This window comes from Butyrivibrio sp. XPD2006 (assembly GCF_000420865.1).
Taxonomy (GTDB): Bacteria; Bacillota; Clostridia; order Lachnospirales; family Lachnospiraceae; genus Butyrivibrio.
This window is the reverse complement of record NZ_ATVT01000004.1, coordinates 162,433-178,707: the sequence shown is the minus strand read 5'-3', so window position 1 is coordinate 178,707 and position 16,275 is coordinate 162,433. Positions and strand designations below refer to the sequence as shown.

General features: G+C 44.3%; 12 protein-coding genes and 3 tRNA genes. 6 read left to right on the top strand and 9 right to left on the bottom strand.

The features are described from left to right. Entirely contained in the window at positions 1-1,650 is a 1,650-nt protein-coding gene (locus G590_RS0106455; RefSeq protein ID WP_022764858.1) for a DUF5722 domain-containing protein, read from the top strand. A gap of 1 nt (position 1,651) precedes the next feature. Then, positions 1,652-2,902 carry an AAA family ATPase gene (locus G590_RS0106450; protein ID WP_022764857.1) on the top strand — a complete coding sequence of 417 codons (1,251 nt, stop codon included), beginning with the start codon at positions 1,652-1,654 and terminating at the stop codon, positions 2,900-2,902. A gap of 72 nt (positions 2,903-2,974) precedes the next feature. On the opposite strand, the gene G590_RS0106445 is transcribed toward G590_RS0106450, so the two are convergent. Then, positions 2,975-4,297 carry a sensor histidine kinase gene (locus G590_RS0106445; RefSeq protein ID WP_022764856.1) on the bottom strand — a complete coding sequence of 441 codons (1,323 nt, stop codon included), beginning with the start codon at positions 4,295-4,297 and terminating at the stop codon, positions 2,975-2,977. Then, complete coding sequence (locus tag G590_RS0106440; RefSeq protein WP_022764855.1) at positions 4,297-4,995, bottom strand: LytR/AlgR family response regulator transcription factor; 699 nt, start codon at positions 4,993-4,995, stop codon at positions 4,297-4,299. The genes G590_RS0106445 and G590_RS0106440 overlap by 1 nt, the downstream gene beginning before the upstream one ends. A gap of 164 nt (positions 4,996-5,159) precedes the next feature. On the opposite strand from G590_RS0106440, the gene G590_RS18635 reads away from it, so the two are divergent. Further along, positions 5,160-6,092, top strand: coding sequence for a hypothetical protein (locus G590_RS18635; protein ID WP_022764854.1), 933 nt, complete (start codon positions 5,160-5,162; stop codon positions 6,090-6,092). 66 nt (positions 6,093-6,158) lie between these two features. Here G590_RS18635 and G590_RS0106430 read toward each other — a convergent pair. Then, positions 6,159-6,232 (bottom strand) — tRNA-Pro (locus G590_RS0106430). Positions 6,233-6,341: 109 nt separating this feature from the next. On the opposite strand from G590_RS0106430, the gene G590_RS20490 reads away from it, so the two are divergent. After that, entirely contained in the window at positions 6,342-7,433 is a 1,092-nt protein-coding gene (locus G590_RS20490; protein ID WP_022764853.1) for a GGDEF domain-containing protein, read from the top strand. On the opposite strand, the gene G590_RS0106420 is transcribed toward G590_RS20490, so the two are convergent. The 4 genes from G590_RS0106420 to G590_RS0106405 form a co-directional block, all read right to left on the bottom strand. Next, the gene (locus tag G590_RS0106420) at positions 7,430-9,706 is read right to left on the bottom strand and encodes a transglutaminase-like domain-containing protein (protein ID WP_081641002.1); all 2,277 of its coding nucleotides are present in this window, start codon (positions 9,704-9,706) and stop codon (positions 7,430-7,432) included. The two genes, G590_RS20490 and G590_RS0106420, sit on opposite strands and share 4 nt — an antisense overlap. Beyond that, on the bottom strand, positions 9,633-10,703 hold the full coding sequence (locus tag G590_RS0106415; RefSeq protein WP_022764851.1) for a DUF58 domain-containing protein: 1,071 nt from the start codon (positions 10,701-10,703) through the stop codon (positions 9,633-9,635). Before G590_RS0106415 ends, G590_RS0106420 begins: the two co-directional genes overlap by 74 nt. Next, positions 10,700-11,626: an AAA family ATPase gene (locus G590_RS0106410; protein WP_022764850.1), complete on the bottom strand. Its 927-nt coding sequence runs from the start codon at positions 11,624-11,626 to the stop codon at positions 10,700-10,702. The genes G590_RS0106415 and G590_RS0106410 overlap by 4 nt, the downstream gene beginning before the upstream one ends. Positions 11,627-11,723: 97 nt before the next feature. Beyond that, a tRNA-Gly gene (locus G590_RS0106405) sits at positions 11,724-11,796 on the bottom strand. Between the two features lie 102 nt (positions 11,797-11,898). On the opposite strand from G590_RS0106405, the gene G590_RS0106400 reads away from it, so the two are divergent. Further along, positions 11,899-13,143, top strand: coding sequence for a class I SAM-dependent rRNA methyltransferase (locus tag G590_RS0106400; protein ID WP_022764849.1), 1,245 nt, complete (start codon positions 11,899-11,901; stop codon positions 13,141-13,143). Positions 13,144-13,188: 45 nt separating this feature from the next. On the opposite strand, the gene G590_RS0106395 is transcribed toward G590_RS0106400, so the two are convergent. After that, on the bottom strand, positions 13,189-14,367 hold the full coding sequence (locus G590_RS0106395) for a MerR family transcriptional regulator (RefSeq protein WP_022764848.1): 1,179 nt from the start codon (positions 14,365-14,367) through the stop codon (positions 13,189-13,191). Between the two features lie 250 nt (positions 14,368-14,617). Between G590_RS0106395 and G590_RS0106390 the strand changes: the two genes are divergently transcribed. After that, positions 14,618-14,690, top strand: a tRNA-Gly gene (locus G590_RS0106390). A gap of 108 nt (positions 14,691-14,798) precedes the next feature. On the opposite strand, the gene G590_RS0106385 is transcribed toward G590_RS0106390, so the two are convergent. Further along, on the bottom strand, positions 14,799-16,088 hold the full coding sequence (locus tag G590_RS0106385) for a GNAT family N-acetyltransferase (protein ID WP_026493981.1): 1,290 nt from the start codon (positions 16,086-16,088) through the stop codon (positions 14,799-14,801). Positions 16,089-16,275 lie beyond the last annotated feature (187 nt).

The window sequence follows — 16,275 nt, the reverse complement described above, 5'->3', positions numbered from 1 at the left end:
GTGAAGAAAAAAGGTTTAATGAAAAGGATTCTTGCAGGTGCAATGGTTGCAGTTACTATGACTGTTGCTGCAAAGAGTGCGGTTGTAACTGCCGGATACAAGGGGGCTGTTGCTGAGGCAGCAGGCAGACCGGTCAGCATCACATCCTGCACAATTCAGGGGGACAACGTTGTTGTCAATGTATCATGTAGTTCGGTTCCGTCTTCATCCGACGGTAAGTTCTACCTCTATGCAGATGAGGTTTATCAGGACGGCTGTGTAGGCAAGATCGTTGCCGAGACTGCAGCGGGGACAAATGCAACCTTTACATTCCCGCTCAATCATTACACTGCTGAGTCTAATCTTTCCAAGAAGTTCCTTGTAGCTGTTAAGAGTGGTTCAATGGTTCAGGTAAGTGATGAGCATTACATCACCAATCCGGAAGCCAAAGCAACCAAGACTGTTGCCAGAAATGACCATGGTATGAAGGGTATCCTTCCTAACAGCGCAGATGCAGCTACATTCAAAGATCTCGGTGTTGCTCAGATGGTTTATAACCTTTACATGGGAGATATTGTAGGACCCGGAGACGGATCAAATGTAGTTCCCTTCTCATATAACGGCGTTGACTATCAGTTCAACGGAGCAGCTCTTGCTCAGTATGACGGTTTTGTTCGCTGGTGTAGCATCAACAACTTCCAGCTCACAATGACAATCCTCAACAACAAGACAGAAGCTGCTGCAGACCTCATCCATCCGCTTTCAAGGGATGCACATGTTTGCCCGGGATATGCCATGAATACCAAGGAGGACGGCGGCACACAGCATCTTAAGGCTATTGCAGCTTTCCTCGCTCAGAGATATTCAGGCGGCGCTTACGGAACAGTTGATAACTGGGTTATCGGCAACGAAGTAAACGCAAGAACCGAGTGGTATTACCTCAATTCAACAAATATCGAGCTCAACGTAAGTGAGTATGTTAAGGCTTTCCGTATTTTCTACAACGAGATTAAGTCTGTAAACGCCAATGCAAGAGTTTACACATCTTTCGATCAGGAGTGGAACAGAAAGTCAAATCCTGGATGCTTCCTTTCAAAGGAGTACATGGACAGATTCAACTATTACATCAACCGTGAGGGTAACATTGACTGGTCACTTTCAGTTCATCCATACAATGCACCTCTCTTTGATCCATACGCGTGGAAGCAGCAGTCACAGTATGTAAACACATCACTTTCAACTCCATACATTACAATGGAGAACGTTTACATCCTTACAGATTACATGTGTCAGGCATCCTTCCTCAATCCTGCGGGACAGGTCAGAAATATTTCTCTCTCAGAGATTGGTTATACATCAAGCTTTGGCGAGGATGCACAGCTGGCATCTATCGTATATGCCTACACAATGGCTGAGAACAACCCTTACATCACAAGCTTCATTCTCTTTAGAGAGACTGACGATGCCCACGAGATGGAGAGTCATATAGCTCAGGGACTTAAGAACCTTGACGGCAGCAAGAAGATGTCTTATGATGCTTACAAAAATCTTGGAACAGGAAATGCTGCTGCAGTTAAGGCACAGGCATCACAGATTATTGGACAGGACGTAAATGCCCTTGTAACAAACAGAACATTCCTGTCTAGAAACGGCTGGTTTTTGAACGACTGATATGGATAGAAATAAAGAATTAGAAACACTTAATAAGATCACAAATATGCAGAGAGACCTTCTTGGAAGTCTGTACGGAGACTTCTTCACAGCACCTTCTTCAACTCCGGAGTCAGGTGCACCGGATAGCAAACCTGTGCAGGAAGGTCCTAAGAACGGAAGCGTATATATTCCTCCGGAAGATAAGGCAAGAGCCGAGGAGGCCAAAAACGGAAACAAGGATGCAGTAACAAGCGCCAATGATGCTCTCGAGGAGGCTAAAGCTCTTTTTGCAAAAGACGGAAATGTAAAGCCCGCAGAACCCGAGGCGCCCAAGGAGCCAGAAGAGGATCCCATGGAGACCCTTGATAAGCTCATAGGCCTTACTACAATTAAGGACGATGTAAAAGAACTCACGGCTTTTGTTAAGGTACAGAAGGCAAGACAGGAACAGGGACTTAAGTCAGTTCCCGTATCTCTCCATCTGGTATTTACAGGTAATCCAGGAACAGGTAAGACAACTGTAGCCAGGATCATAGCTCAGATATACAAACAGATTGGTGTTCTTTCCAAGGGACAGCTGGTTGAGGTGGATCGCTCCGGACTTGTTGCCGGATATGTAGGCCAGACAGCCATCAAGACTCAGGAGCAGATTGCCAAGGCCAAGGGCGGAGTGCTCTTCATTGATGAGGCTTATGCACTGGCTCAGAAGGATGATGCTTTCGGTCAGGAGGCCATCGATACGATCCTCAAGGCTATGGAAGACAACAGAGATGACTTTGTTGTTATCGTAGCAGGCTATACAGAGCCTATGAAGAAGTTTATCGATTCCAACCCGGGACTGAAGTCCAGATTCAACAAGTACATTGAGTTCCCTGACTACAACATTGATGAGCTTGAAGAGATCTTCAACATGAACTGCAAGAAGTACGACTACATAGTTCCTGAAGATGTTAAGCACCAGATCAGAGCTCTTATCACAGCAAGGAAGATCGAGAACATCGATAACTTCGCTAACGCAAGAGAAGTCAGAAACCTCTTTGAGGAGATCATCACCAACCAGGCCAGAAGAATTGCTGCTATGGCAGAGCCAAGCGAAGAGGATATGATGACCATTCTTCTGGAAGATCTTACCGATACGGTTAAGAAGCCTGAGGAAGATAAGAAGGAAGAGGAAGCTGCCAAAGAGCCTGAGGCAGAGGAGACTCCTGCAGAGGAGAATAATGCTCCCGCAGAGGATGCTGAGCCTTCGATTGAACCAACAGAAGAATAAAAAGACATAACAAAACCAGTCTACTGATGTAGGCTGGTTTTTTGATGCGGCAAATTGTTGCCATGTGTTTTATTAGGGATTCTGCAATTGAACCCTTAAGCTGAATTCAAGTTTACTGCAGGATATGAGGCATTTTCCGTGATATTTACCTGCCAGCTCCTGAATTATCTTAAGACCATAGCCATGGTTGGTCTTATCCTTCTTGGTGGTGGAAATGGTGTTTCCGTGGATATGGCGTTGTACCAGCACAGGATTCTTAACTGAAATAGACGTGAAGTTGCGGGTGCATACAGCTTTAACATCGATATAGGGGTCCTCGACGTTTTCACAGGCCTCAAGTGCGTTATCAAGTGCATTGGCAAGAATGGAGCAGATGTCAGGTGCAGGCATTTCCGAAAGTCCTGCAAGTGAGCCCTCATAATTAAATCTGATGCCTCTTTCCCGGGCTGTATCCATTCTGTTAGAAAGAATTATATCCGCAATATTGTTGCCGCTGATGGCTACAGGGGCAGCAGGAAGGCTGGATGTGAGCTCTGAGGTATATTTCTTGATCTCATCGTAATTACCGTCTTCTGCCAGAGTTTCAATGACGACCATATGTTTTTTCAGGTCATGTCTCTTTTTCCTGATTTCATTATCCTGAAGCTGGAGGTTCTGCATGGCATCAAACTGTGTCTGCAGATAAGTCATCTGTATTCTCGCAAGAGCCTCATTCTGAAGCCGGATTCTCTTTTCAAACAAACTGTAGATGTAGAAGATAAGGCACAGTAAATATGAGACCGGCAAAAAGATGTTCCAGAATACCGTTGCATAACTCAGAGTGCTTTCCGGAATCGTGGCTACTGAATAAAGTGCTGTTATAAGCATTACCAGGCAGAATAAAATGAAAGCCAGAACAATTTCTCTGATGTTGATATGGAAAACCAGACCCTTTTTCAGAGAAATGACGTGTATTGCGATAAGGATCAACAACATGGTCAGGTCTGTAATGATATCAGAGTATTGGAGCGGCATATCAAGGATCTCGATAGTGTCATCCACATACGGAAAAAGAGCATTGAATATGAATGTCGGAAATATTGAAAAAATGGCATAGAGGAAAAAAGCCGGAACAGTCAGCAGTGCATCTACAAGCTTCAATGAGCTGAACATCAGGACAGTCAGATATATTGCCACAAAAACCGATATCATATCGGTATGTGATCCCGGAATAAAAACATACGCAAGAAAAAATGCCAGAGAGCAGGCAGGCCAGAGTATGTAAAGTCTCTTGCCTGAAATATCCAGATGCCCTCCGCAAAAGTACTGCAGAAACAGTATGATTTCGATGTAGGCTGCTGAATTTGCAAGTGCGCTAATTATATCAGAGCTGTGAAAAACTATAGGGTAACCCATTAAAATTCTCCTGAAATATATGCATTAAAAGCAGATACGAATTCCTTGTATTTGCGTCTGCTGAGAATCAGTGTGCTCCCGTTATCAAGCGTTACGCGCAGAGCATCATATTGCTGAACACGTCCAAGATTAACGAGTGTTTTGCGGTGTATACGGAAAAAATGCTGCCCGGAAAGCTGCTCTTCAAAGTCAGTCAGGTTCTTTCTCACGGTCAGAGAATCATCATCCGTATAGACGGTTGTTTCCTTGTCATTGGCTTCCATGTAAAGAATGTCTTCGGTGTTCATGATCATTGAGCCAAATGTTGTGTCAAGACACAGGAGATTTTTCTGCTTTTTGCGGATCTCTTCCTGAATATCCCCAAGCGTTGCTGACAGAGCTTTTTCATCAATAGGTTTCAAAAGATATCTGAAAGCATTTACTTCATACCCTCTGGGAGCAGAAGATAAGTCGCTGGTGAGATATATAATAAAGCATGTCGAGTCATAGCTGCGGATCTTCCTTCCGACTTCAATGCCGTTATAAGGCTCCATGATAACATCGCAGAAGATTATATCGAACCGCTTGCCCTGAGAGTAGTCTGAAAGGAGCTTTTCAGGATCGGTATAAGTGAAAAGCTCATAGTTCATATCTCCAAACAGAAGCTTATATAAACTGTCTACGAATATTTGTTCATCATCAAGTATTGCAACTCGCATATAATACCTCAAAACTGAAAAAAATAAGATAAACAGTATTATTTTAACCATTCACACCAGATTTTCAACCATTCGCGGAAAAATATCCAATAAGAATATATGTCTCCATATAATGAACACGAAGCGAAGGTAATTACTAAAGACGCTAAAGGAGGAATGAAGGTATGAAAGCTAATGAAGTATACAGAAAAACATTGAAATTCGCTTGGATCAAGTTGGGAATGGGTATGGCAACAGTGCTTTTGTCGGTACTGCTTTTTGCAATAATCATGGGGATAAGCGTACTGATGCAGAGTGCCGAGGTTGGACTTATCGGCCTTGGAATCTGGTTGGCGGGAACTCTGGCGATCAGTTACGTAATAAATACATATTTCGGATATCTGGTTAAGGCCGGACATGTCGCAGTAATTGCCGAAACATTCAGAACCGGTCAGGTTCCTTCCGATGAAGTACATTATGGAATAGGCATGGTTAAGTCAAGATTTGCTACCAGTAACATCTATTTCCTGCTTGACAGGCTTGTGAGCGGAGCAGTAAATCAGCTTCAGAATGCTGTAGGCAGGGTGGAGAGCTTCCTTGATTTTGTTCCAGGAATGAGTATGATAGCCGGATTTGCAAAGTCTCTTATCAGGATCGGACTTGGATATGTCGATGAATGCTGCCTTGGTTATACATTCTATAACAGTGAACAGAGTGCTTTTAAGAGCGCAGCAGACGGCGTGGTTATTTACTTCCAGAACTGGAAGACACTTCTTAAGGATGCAGTCAAGATTTCTCTTGTTGTGATCCTTGGCACAGTAGTAGCAAGTATTGTACCTGTTTATGCTTTTGTGCTGCTGTTTAGAGCGCTTGGCTGGTTTACGGTTATAGGTTTTGTAGCAGGTGTTGTAGTCGGCTGTGTTGTCAGATATGCTTTTGTTGACAGCTACATCCTTGTAAGAATGATGAGCACATATATGCAGGTTGCACCAACAACTGAGATATCCTTTGACTTATATGGCAAGCTCAGCAAGCTTTCAGGCAAGTTCAAAGAGCTTTGCAAGCGCGCTGAAAGCGAGATCAGCAATTTGGGCAACGACAGCTACATGGCAGGTTGATGATCAAAAGAATCAGATGAATACAAAAAAGGAGTTTGCAGATTTGCAAACTCCTTTTTTAATGAGTCGAGGCGACAAGATTCGAACTTGCGGCCTCTGCGTCCCGAACGCAGCGCTCTACCAAACTGAGCCACGCCTCGATGAAATATGTCAACTTAGATATTATATGCAATTATCGATTCTTTAGCAAGTAAAAAGTTCATGGTTTGTTTATTTGAATAAATATTGTTACGGAATTACAATTATTATATGGAAAACGAATCTTTAAGAGACAGAACTTATCAGGAAATATATAATGGTGACTATCTGGATAACAGCCAGTATATGGTGGTGGCTGTTTCTCTTGGCGTGGTACATAGCCTGATGGAGATATTCTATATATGGGTTGGATGTACACCGATGATATTTATCAACATTATCAGTATTCTGATATATGTTGTAAGTGCCATGCTCATAGCTAAGGGGCGTCATCTGGTCACTGTATGGATCATGGAAAGTGAGATTTCCTGGCATGTGATTTTTGCCTGTATGTTCATGGGTCTTGCCTGTGGATATCATCTATGGCTCTTCGGAACTCTCTCCAGTGTCTTTCTTCCGTTTTTTATTCCAAATCTAAGTAAGAGACCCAAAAAGCAGATCGGCATATATTCACTTACGATAATTTTGGGGTTTGAGCTGCTGGTATATCTGGACAGACATGGCTTTTTACCTACACAGTTCAGAGCGGATGAGCAATTGGCATCTGTGCTGTATTACGTGAATGCAGCCTTGGGTTTTATATCCATAATGATCTATACAGCAATTTACAACCAGCGAATGACCATGAAGAACAAAGCGCTGCAATATGTGGCTGAGCACGACGCACTTACTGAGATTTATAACAGGTACAAGATACAGAACATTCTTGAGGCTGAGATCTCGCGGAAGGTAGAAGGTTTTGGAGGAAAACTGTCAATTGCCATTCTTGACGTGGATTTCTTTAAAAAGATAAATGACACCTATGGCCATCTGGCAGGAGACGCCGTCTTAAAAGAGATAACAGGCTGTTTTAGAAAGTATCAGGAAAATGGCCTTCTGTACGGAAGATGGGGTGGGGAAGAATTTCTTTTGATATCTCCCGAACTGATTTCCTACGATGAGTTCGGAAAAATGCTTGAGGAAATCAGGAAGTGCATTGAAAGCTGCGAGTTTACGGTGGGCGGACAGACAATAAAAGCCACAGCATCCATAGGTGCTGCGGCTTATGAAAGTGGTCTGGATCTGGATAAGTTTTTGCAGATAGCTGATGACAGGTTATATCGCGCCAAAGAAAGCGGAAGAAATAAAGTAATACTGGATTAGTGGCTTTTGTTCTTTTCAAGCTTTTCTCTAATGCTTCTGGCCAGGGCATTTTCTGCCGGGGTAGGCGCATTGTCTTTTCCTGCGCTGTACATAAGTCTGTAACATGTGCCAAAAATATCAGTGAGGTCACTTTGCATGTCGTCGGGAGCCAGTGGGACATAATCCGACAAATGGCCTCTGTCATAGATCTGAAGCCCGGAGCTTTTGACGAGGCTCTTTTTTATTTGCTCGACATCAAACAGCAGCTGCCTTGTGGGCGAGGCATACTTGTAGCGCAGATACTTAAGGAGCCTTGTGCCGGCTATCAGCAGAACTACAAGAAGAATTGCTGAAAGGATGAATGGCCACAGGACTTTAAGTGCCAGAAGTGAGTTTTGGGCAAAAGAGTCTTCAGGGGAGGGTTCGTTTTGCGGCTGAACATAAGCCTTTGGTACATCTTTTACAGGACTCTCTTCTGCTTTTTCCAAAAGAGCAGGAGCTTTGTGCCAGGAGCTGTCAGCCTGGGTATAATAGGCCGGAGTTGGCTCAAAGGGAATCCAGCCGGCGCCATTGATGTAGGCTTCTGGCCAGGCGTGGGCACATTTTGCATTTATCCGGTACTCATCATTTTTTTCAAAAGGAAAGGCATATCTATAGCCTGTTACGGCCCTTGCCGGGATGCCGGAGAGCCTTAGGAGCATCACCATGGATGATGTGAAATGGACACAGTAACCTTTGCCAGTATCAAAAAGAAATCTTTCGGAGATGTCAGCCATGCCTTTTGAGCTGCTCATATCTGAGCTTTCGTCATAGCCGCCCTCTGAGTCAGTGGTGTAGGCGTACTGTCTGAGAAAGCTTTCTATCTGCTTGCACTTGTCATAATCTGAGCTGCAGCCTGAAGTAATCTCATCGGCTAGAGAAAGGAGCCTGTTATCGGTACCGGTTATGTCCAGATACTCTTTTCTGATGTCGCTGCCAGTCTTTGCCTGCCCCGCGAGTGCTTTCTCATATTCATCAGCGGAGAGGACTTCACTAAGCTCAATATCCCACAGGTCTTTTGCGTAAGCACAGGCATCTTCGTAGTTAAGGGCTGATGCGCCCTTTCCGGATCTGAGAAGATGAGTAAGATAAGGACTTGCATAGTCTATGTCCAGATACTGTGCGCTTATGCGATAGCCTTTATTATGAAGTGATGTGCTGACGCCTCCTGTAATCTTCTGATCCCATCTTGTTAGCAGAAAAGCTGACCGGGGCGCGATTTCATCGTGGGTATCAAGGTAGACATATTCAATGTCTACAGCTGACGGCTGTGTGAATAAAGCTGCCGTATCTTTGTCTATGCCGTTCTGATTCAGAAATCCCAGAAAACTTACAAACTGCGTGGTATCTGAGCCGATACCACCGGATAGATACAGTGTTTTGCGCACGTTTTCAAATTCACCTGTTTCTTCATCCTGATATGTGCGATAGGGCATTTCGTCAGTCTCAAGAATGATCTGCAGCCTGTCGGAGCGCTCGATCTTTCCACCGTTTGCGGATAAAGAACTGTAGCCTGTGGAGTAGGTGCTTCCAAAAGCAGAAGAGAAGTAATAGGAAGTATTGTCAGCAGCAGTCTCTATGCCCTCAGCAATTTTCTGTCCTAGGCGAACTGCAAAAGACCAGTCAATGGGAGTTTTCTTCATGGAAATGAGCGATGCAAGGATCCCGACACACAGGAAGAAATGTATCGGGAAAAGAGATCTCTCTTTTGGAAAAAGAACGGCCTGTCCTGAATACAGAGTAAGGATCACAAGGCTTATGCAAAAGAGCTTTTCGGATAGGAAATGATTGCTAAAGGCATCTTCAGAAAAGAACAGATATAAAGCGGCGATATCAAGGAGCAGGATCACAGTGATAAGAAGCTGCCATTTTCTCAATATGGGAGAAAGACACAGCCTTAGAAGAACAGCCATAATAATTGCGGATTGAAGAACTAAAAGCACATTAAAGCGCCGCAACATAAACGCAAGGACCAGGGAAGGAATTATCGAAAAGACAATGGAAACAGCCCCTGATACAAAGCGGCTGAAGATGTTCTCTAAAATGCAGCACATAAGGAATATCCCCGTAACCAGAAATGGGAAAAGAGATATCAGGGCATGGTCTGCATCCTCGTTATAGAGCAGATATATCTCGGAAAAAAGCGCAGCAAAAGAAAAGGCAAGAAGATGGCCTGCCACCTCATTCGAGAATATTGATGAAATGCTCGCCCTCTCCAGGGGCTTCGTTAATGATGATCCATGTTTGTCTTTCATCGCTCATTTTCCTGTGCTTTAAGATCAGATCCTGCAGCTGTTTATAATCTGAATCCGTAGAGTAAAAGAGTCTGTCGGAGACGCTTCCGTAAAACTCTGTAAAGCTTCTGTTTGAATCAATTATTTCCTCCCGGATCGTACCGGCAGGGTAGATGATGGTCAGGGGGATTCCCTGATCGGTGAAGTGCTTGGCTGAAGAGACCACAAACTCCAGGAAGAAATCGCGTGCTCTTAAAAACTCTGTATCCCTGTCTCTTTCAGGGATGTTCCGCGCGTTCATGATGATGGATACGGATCTCTTTTCCATTTTGTCCGGAATTCTGACCATCAGCTCGGATTCTTTGGCGTATACCTTCCAGTTGATGCTTGCCATGCTGTCGCCTTTTTGATAGGGGCGCATATCATTTCCGGGAGTATCTTCAAAGAGGCTGTAGCTCTTTTGCCCGGTGCTGTTTATGAGGTTTTCAAAGTCAAGAGACTTGCCGGCGATATCCGTGATCCTGGGATTTACGATGGCTCTGAAAGAATAAGGGACCTTCAGTGTGATGGTGAAAATGTGGAAAGGATCGCTAAAAGAGACGTTCTCAATTCCCACATCGTATGCTCCCGCAAAAAGACAGTTGATACCGGACAAAAGCTCTTTTCCCTCGTGTACATCAAGAGATATGCGGGTTTCAGATGGAATCTCATACAGAGTGCAGCGGTCTGTGTATATGCCAAGGGCCATATTGTGTATGGGAAGGAGTCCGGCGTTTTCAAAATAAGCCCGGTATTTGTGGACTTCACCCTTTGTGAGCTTGTGAACTTCTATCTCCTGATAGATCATCAGAAACTTAAAGCTTATCAGGATGTATATTATGGAAACGGGGATATGTAAAAGCAGCACAAATAGCGGTGCGAAAGCTACCGGTCCGCCGTAGAAGCTCGCAAAAACGGTGACGGCAGCCAGCGCTGCAAGATAGATCAGTAGGTTTGGTTTTGCGAAAGTAATTTTCATTGCACTTTGACTTTTTTCAGAATGTCTTTTAACAGATCGGTGCCTGTGATGCGGCTGAGTCTTGCCTCGCCGGTGAGTATCAGTCTGTGGGGAAGGGTGAGTTCCGCAGCACATGCGATGTCTTCGGGAATGCAGTAGTCCCTGTCTGCGAGATAGGCGATGGCCTGGGAGCAGCGGATCATGGATAAAAGAGCTCTCGGCGAAGCCCCTACTGAAATCTCGGACTTGCAGCGTGTGGCATCTACAATGTCAGAGGCGTAGGACAGGAGATTATTGTGGACAGAGATCTTGGAAACTTCTTCCTTCATGTCGCAGATGTCTTTTCCGGTGAGAACGGCGTCGGTCTCTGAGTGGAGATCACCGTCGAGAAATCTTTTTGCCATTTCTTTGGAAGCTTTTGCCTCCGGGTATCCTACGGAGAGCTTCATCATGAAACGGTCAAGCTGAGATTCCGGAAGGGGATAAGTGCCGGCCATCTCTGCGGGATTCTGGGTTCCAATGACCATGAATGGCTCTGGGACAGGGTAGGAGGTTCCGTCTATGGTAAGCTTGTGCTCCTCCATTACCTCAAGAAGTGCAGACTGAGTCTTGGGCGATGTGCGGTTTAACTCATCTGCCAGAACAATGTTGTTAAGAACCGGTCCCGGCATAACCTGAAACGCCCCTGTATCTTTGTTGTATATGGAAATGCCTGTGATGTCAGATGGCATGGTGTCAGGCGTACACTGGATCCTTGAAAAAGACAGTGAGAGTGAGTCTGCAAGGGCCTTGGCAAGACTGGTCTTACCGACTCCGGGAACATCTTCCAACAGGACATGTCCCCCGGCCAAAAGGGCGGTTATGATCTTGTCGATCACGTCTCCCTTTCCGACAATTCTCTGCTCGATGTTTCCCTTTAGTTTCGCAATTCTGTCGTTCATCATTATGTCCCCCGCGAAAATATACCTTTTTAATCATTATAGAATGTATGGGGAGGAAATGATACAAAAAAAGGACATCCAATCGGATGTCCTTCTAAAGAGCGATAGACGGGGCTCGAACCCGCGGTCTCGACCTTGGCAAGGTCGCGCGTTACCAACTACGCCACTATCGCATTTCGCTGTTACAATAATAAATGTGACAACGAATTGATTTTAGAATAATATTGTTGTATTGTCAACATATATTTCAAAACAAATCAGATTTGATCGGAGAAATGATGAACGCAAAGGTAATACTAAAAAAAGGTCAGGGTAGAGAATTCAAGTCAGGCGGACTTTGGATCTATGATAATGAGATTGACAGAGTTGAGGGAAGCTATGAGAATGGCGACATTGTCGAGCTTCACGATTTTGATGACTTCTTTTTGGGATACGGTTTTATAAATGAGAATTCCAAGATCAGGGTTCGCATGATGTCCAGAAAGAAGGAGAACCCCGTTACGGATGAGCTTATTGAGACGAGGGTTCGCAATGCCTGGGAATACAGGAAGGCTGTAATGGCTGATTACATGGCAGAATATCTCAATAGAGATGATGCGCTTACCGGGCTTTCATGCAGACTTATATTCGGAGAAGCTGATTTCCTGCCGGGGATTACAATAGATAAGTTCTCAGATGTGCTTGTTATAGAATCTCTTGCGCTGGGAACTGACAGAATGAAGGATAAGATACTTGATGCATGTAAAAAAGTACTTGCAGAGGATGGCGTTAAGGTGCGCGGAATCTATGAGAGAAGTGACGCCAAGGTTCGTGAACTTGAAGGCCTTGCGAGAACAAAGGGCTTTATCGGAGAGTCTTTTGACACCAAGGTTCTTATAGAAGAGAACGGCGTAAAGTATTATGTGGATGTGGAGAACGGTCAGAAGACAGGATTTTTCCTTGACCAGAAGTTTAACAGACAGTCCATCAGAGGTCTGTGCAAGGGCAAAAAGGTTCTGGACTGCTTCACGCATACAGGTTCATTTGCACTTAATGCAGCAGCAGCCGGTGCTGCTTCGGTTTTGGGCGTAGATGCTTCAGACCTTGGCTGTGAGCAGGCCAGAGAAAATGCTGCCCTTAACGGCCTCGAGAATATCGCAAGCTTTCAGTGCGCCGATGTATTTGAGCTTCTTCCTGACCTTGAGAGAAAGGGTGAGAAGTTTGATGTTGTTATCCTTGATCCTCCGGCATTTACCAAGTCCAGAGCATCCATCAAGAAAGCTGCTACAGGCTACAAAGAGATAAACCTTCGTGGAATGCGTCTTGTCAAGAACGGCGGATACCTGGCAACCTGCTCTTGCTCTCATTTCATGGATGAAGAGCTCTTTCTTAAGACTATTGCAGACGCTGCAAGAGACGCTCACAAGCGCCTTCGCCAGGTTGAATTCAGACAGCAGGCAGCAGACCATCCTATCCTCTGGGGCGGAGCTGCTTCATACTATTTGAAATTCGTCATCTTCCAGGTATGCGATGAAATGTAAAACAAAGCCCTCAGATCATTGTGATCCGGGGGCTTTAACTATCTGTTATTTGAAGCAGTGTATAAAAGTAGTGTCACTATCCACTATTATCACACCATCTTTTTCTATAAGTCTGTCAAAACACTCGATCATCTTGTCCTTTACAGAAGCAAGATATTTGCTTGCGCCGGGATACCTTCTTTCAACTCTCTCAAATAATAGTTCGGAGTCGTCATAGGATATTGGAGCAAGAAGCCGTACCTTCTCCACCTTGGAGAAGCATCCTGAAATTTCAGCTATCAGCGCATCCTCCCTTTCGGTAAGCTCTTTTCTTCTTTTTACCGGAGTAGATTTATCAAATCCATTTTCAGAAAAAAACCTTTCCCAATAGTCATGTTCTCTACTGGTTCCTACATAGGTATATGAAAGCATTCCTCCATCCTTTAGAGCTTTAGAAGCCTTATCAATGATCCTGCCGGGTTCTTCAAAATAGGAAAGCAGGTAGTGCGCAATAATTCTATCATATTTCTTTTTATAGATATTATCCCAGGTCTGTTCCTCTTCAAGATTCTCAAATATTACCTTGATATCTGAACCTTTCGGAAGAGTGTCTTTTTGTTCCTTGAGATAATCTGCAAGATCATCTGCCCAGCTATCGTGTATGTCTATGCCGTCCACAACGAATTTCTCAGGAATCCGGTCCCAGTTCTCGCGCCACAAAAGTCCGTAGCTGCAGCCAAGATCAAGAACATCTTCTCCTTCATTAAAGTCCAGTGAGTCAAATATCTTTACATACCACTCTATACCGTCAGCCGCATGGTTTGCTGCGTACCATCTTCTTTCGTCCTGACCCTGGGCCATTTCCATCTTACGGATGACATCAGCCACGTTGTCCCAATCCGGATCTTCTTTTAGTCTTGCTAGCGCCACCTTTATGCATTCAGCAGACTTCTGCATCTCGTAGATTTTCTTTTCCATGAGTGCCAGCTGTTTTTTGAGGGTTTCTTCTATTGTTTCCTGACTGTCATCTTCAAGGTTACTCTTGATCTCCTCCAGGCTGAATCCCACATGCTTCAGCGCTATGATCTTTTCAAGGATCATTAAGGAACTCTTGTCGTACAGCTTATAATTCCCTTCAGAGTAACCTACAGGTCTCAAAAGACCTTTTTCATCATATATTCTGAGCGCCTTCTGGGATACACCTGCCTTCCTGGCGATCTCTCCCGATGTCATAACTTCCTTCATGCATGTGCCTCCCTTTTACTGCCGGTATCTATTATTAGTATGAGTTCCCCAATATTCATTCGCTTTCTCATCCTTTCTGAAGTCAACACTATGTTCTGTACCTGATGATCATCTTTAAGTAAAGGATAAAGCGTGCCCCAAGGGCGAAGTCAACAACAAAAAATATTATATTTTTTAAAAAATCTGTTGACAACCCACTTAAAATAATATAATATTTACTTTGCTGTCGCGAAAGCGACTTTACATATATGCGATAGTGGCGTAGTTGGTAACGCGCGACCTTGCCAAGGTCGAGACCGCGGGTTCGAGCCCCGTCTATCGCTCTAAGAAAAGGACATCCGATCGGATGTCCTTTTTTTTGCCTTATGTGGTGAGTCAAACTGAAACGTCCCCGGTGACTCAAAATGGTCCCATGACTCCGTCCCCGGGGGTCATTTTTTGCGGCAGATGTAGAGAAGGTGGTTGGTGTGGCCGAGGAGTTCGCGTTTTTCTGAGAAGGCGAGATACCAGTCGGCGAGCTTTTTGAAATCTTCCTCCGACACCTTAAAGTCTGCTCTGTGTTCGATGGGCTCTAAGAGGCCGTCAACACCGGTGGTGGTGATCCATGTCACAGGCTTATCCTTGAACAGGTCTTCGAATTCGGTTATATCGTATCCGGTAAAGAGCTGCTCCTTGAAGTGCCTTATCCTGTAATCTTCTGTAAAGTTCTCTTCCTGTCCTTCTCCCCAGTTACCATAGAAATAGTTTGCGTACATGATAGCGAAGACTGAGATGAATGCGAACAGTATAACGCCGTCCTTTTTGGTGACTCTTATGGCTTCATCAATAGCCTTATTTACTTCCTCCGCATCATACAGGTGATACATAGGCCCGAACACAAGGGTTACGTCAAAAGACTCGTCGGCAAAAGCATCAAGTCTTGTGGCATCTCCCTGATATGCTTTCAAATTATCTGTATCTTTACTTCGTTCCTTTAGTATAGATAGATTTTTATCTACCAGCTCAACGGCTGTCACGTCAATTCCTTCTTTTGCCAGAGCGATGGAGTATCTTCCTGTACCTGCGCCGATTTCTAAAACCTTTGAACCTTTCCTTGCATATCTGTGGATATAGTTCATGGTGGTTTCGAACTCAAGTCTTCCGTGCACTGATCTTTCAAGACGTGTATCCTCATCATACTGGGTGTAGAACTTTCCTATGATTTCTTCTCTGGATTCACCGTCTGTAATAGCGTTTATTCTGGTGAAATACTCGGTTTCATTCTCATGATGAATATATGCGCCGTTCTTTTGCTGAACACGAAGGCTTGCGGGGTTATCCTTGTTTACTGATAAATATGCTTCATGTATACCGATCTGTCTTGCTTTTTCAAGTGTGAGCGCAAGGCCTTTTGTGGCGTAGCCCTTTCCGCGGTATTTCTCGGAAATGCAGTAGCCTATATGACCGGGACCTTCTCTTAAAAAATCGTTCAGGTAGTGTCGAAGGTTAAATACTCCCACATAGGTATCTCCATCAGCAAGCACATATGTTGTGTCAGCCACAAATCCCTTCGGAAGCTCCTTTCCCAAAGACCAGTTGCGCTTCATCTCTATCCAGGCGAGGAACTGATCATAATTATAGCCATACACATTGTTCATATATCCGTTGTCGTTTTCGGGAAAAGACATATAAAGCTCGTAGGTTTTTTGGTAATCTGAATCCTGTACTCTTATTAGTTCCATATTTTCTCCTCCTGATCATAATATAAAAAAACCTCATCAAACCCTTATAGTCTGATGAGGTCTTTATCAATGGATCATATATATATTCGTTAATTGAATATACATCTTCGCTTATCCTCATCAAACTCAGCATTATTAGACCCCTGATTATTATTCACGGGTTTATTGGATGGTGTTATTGAGTTGA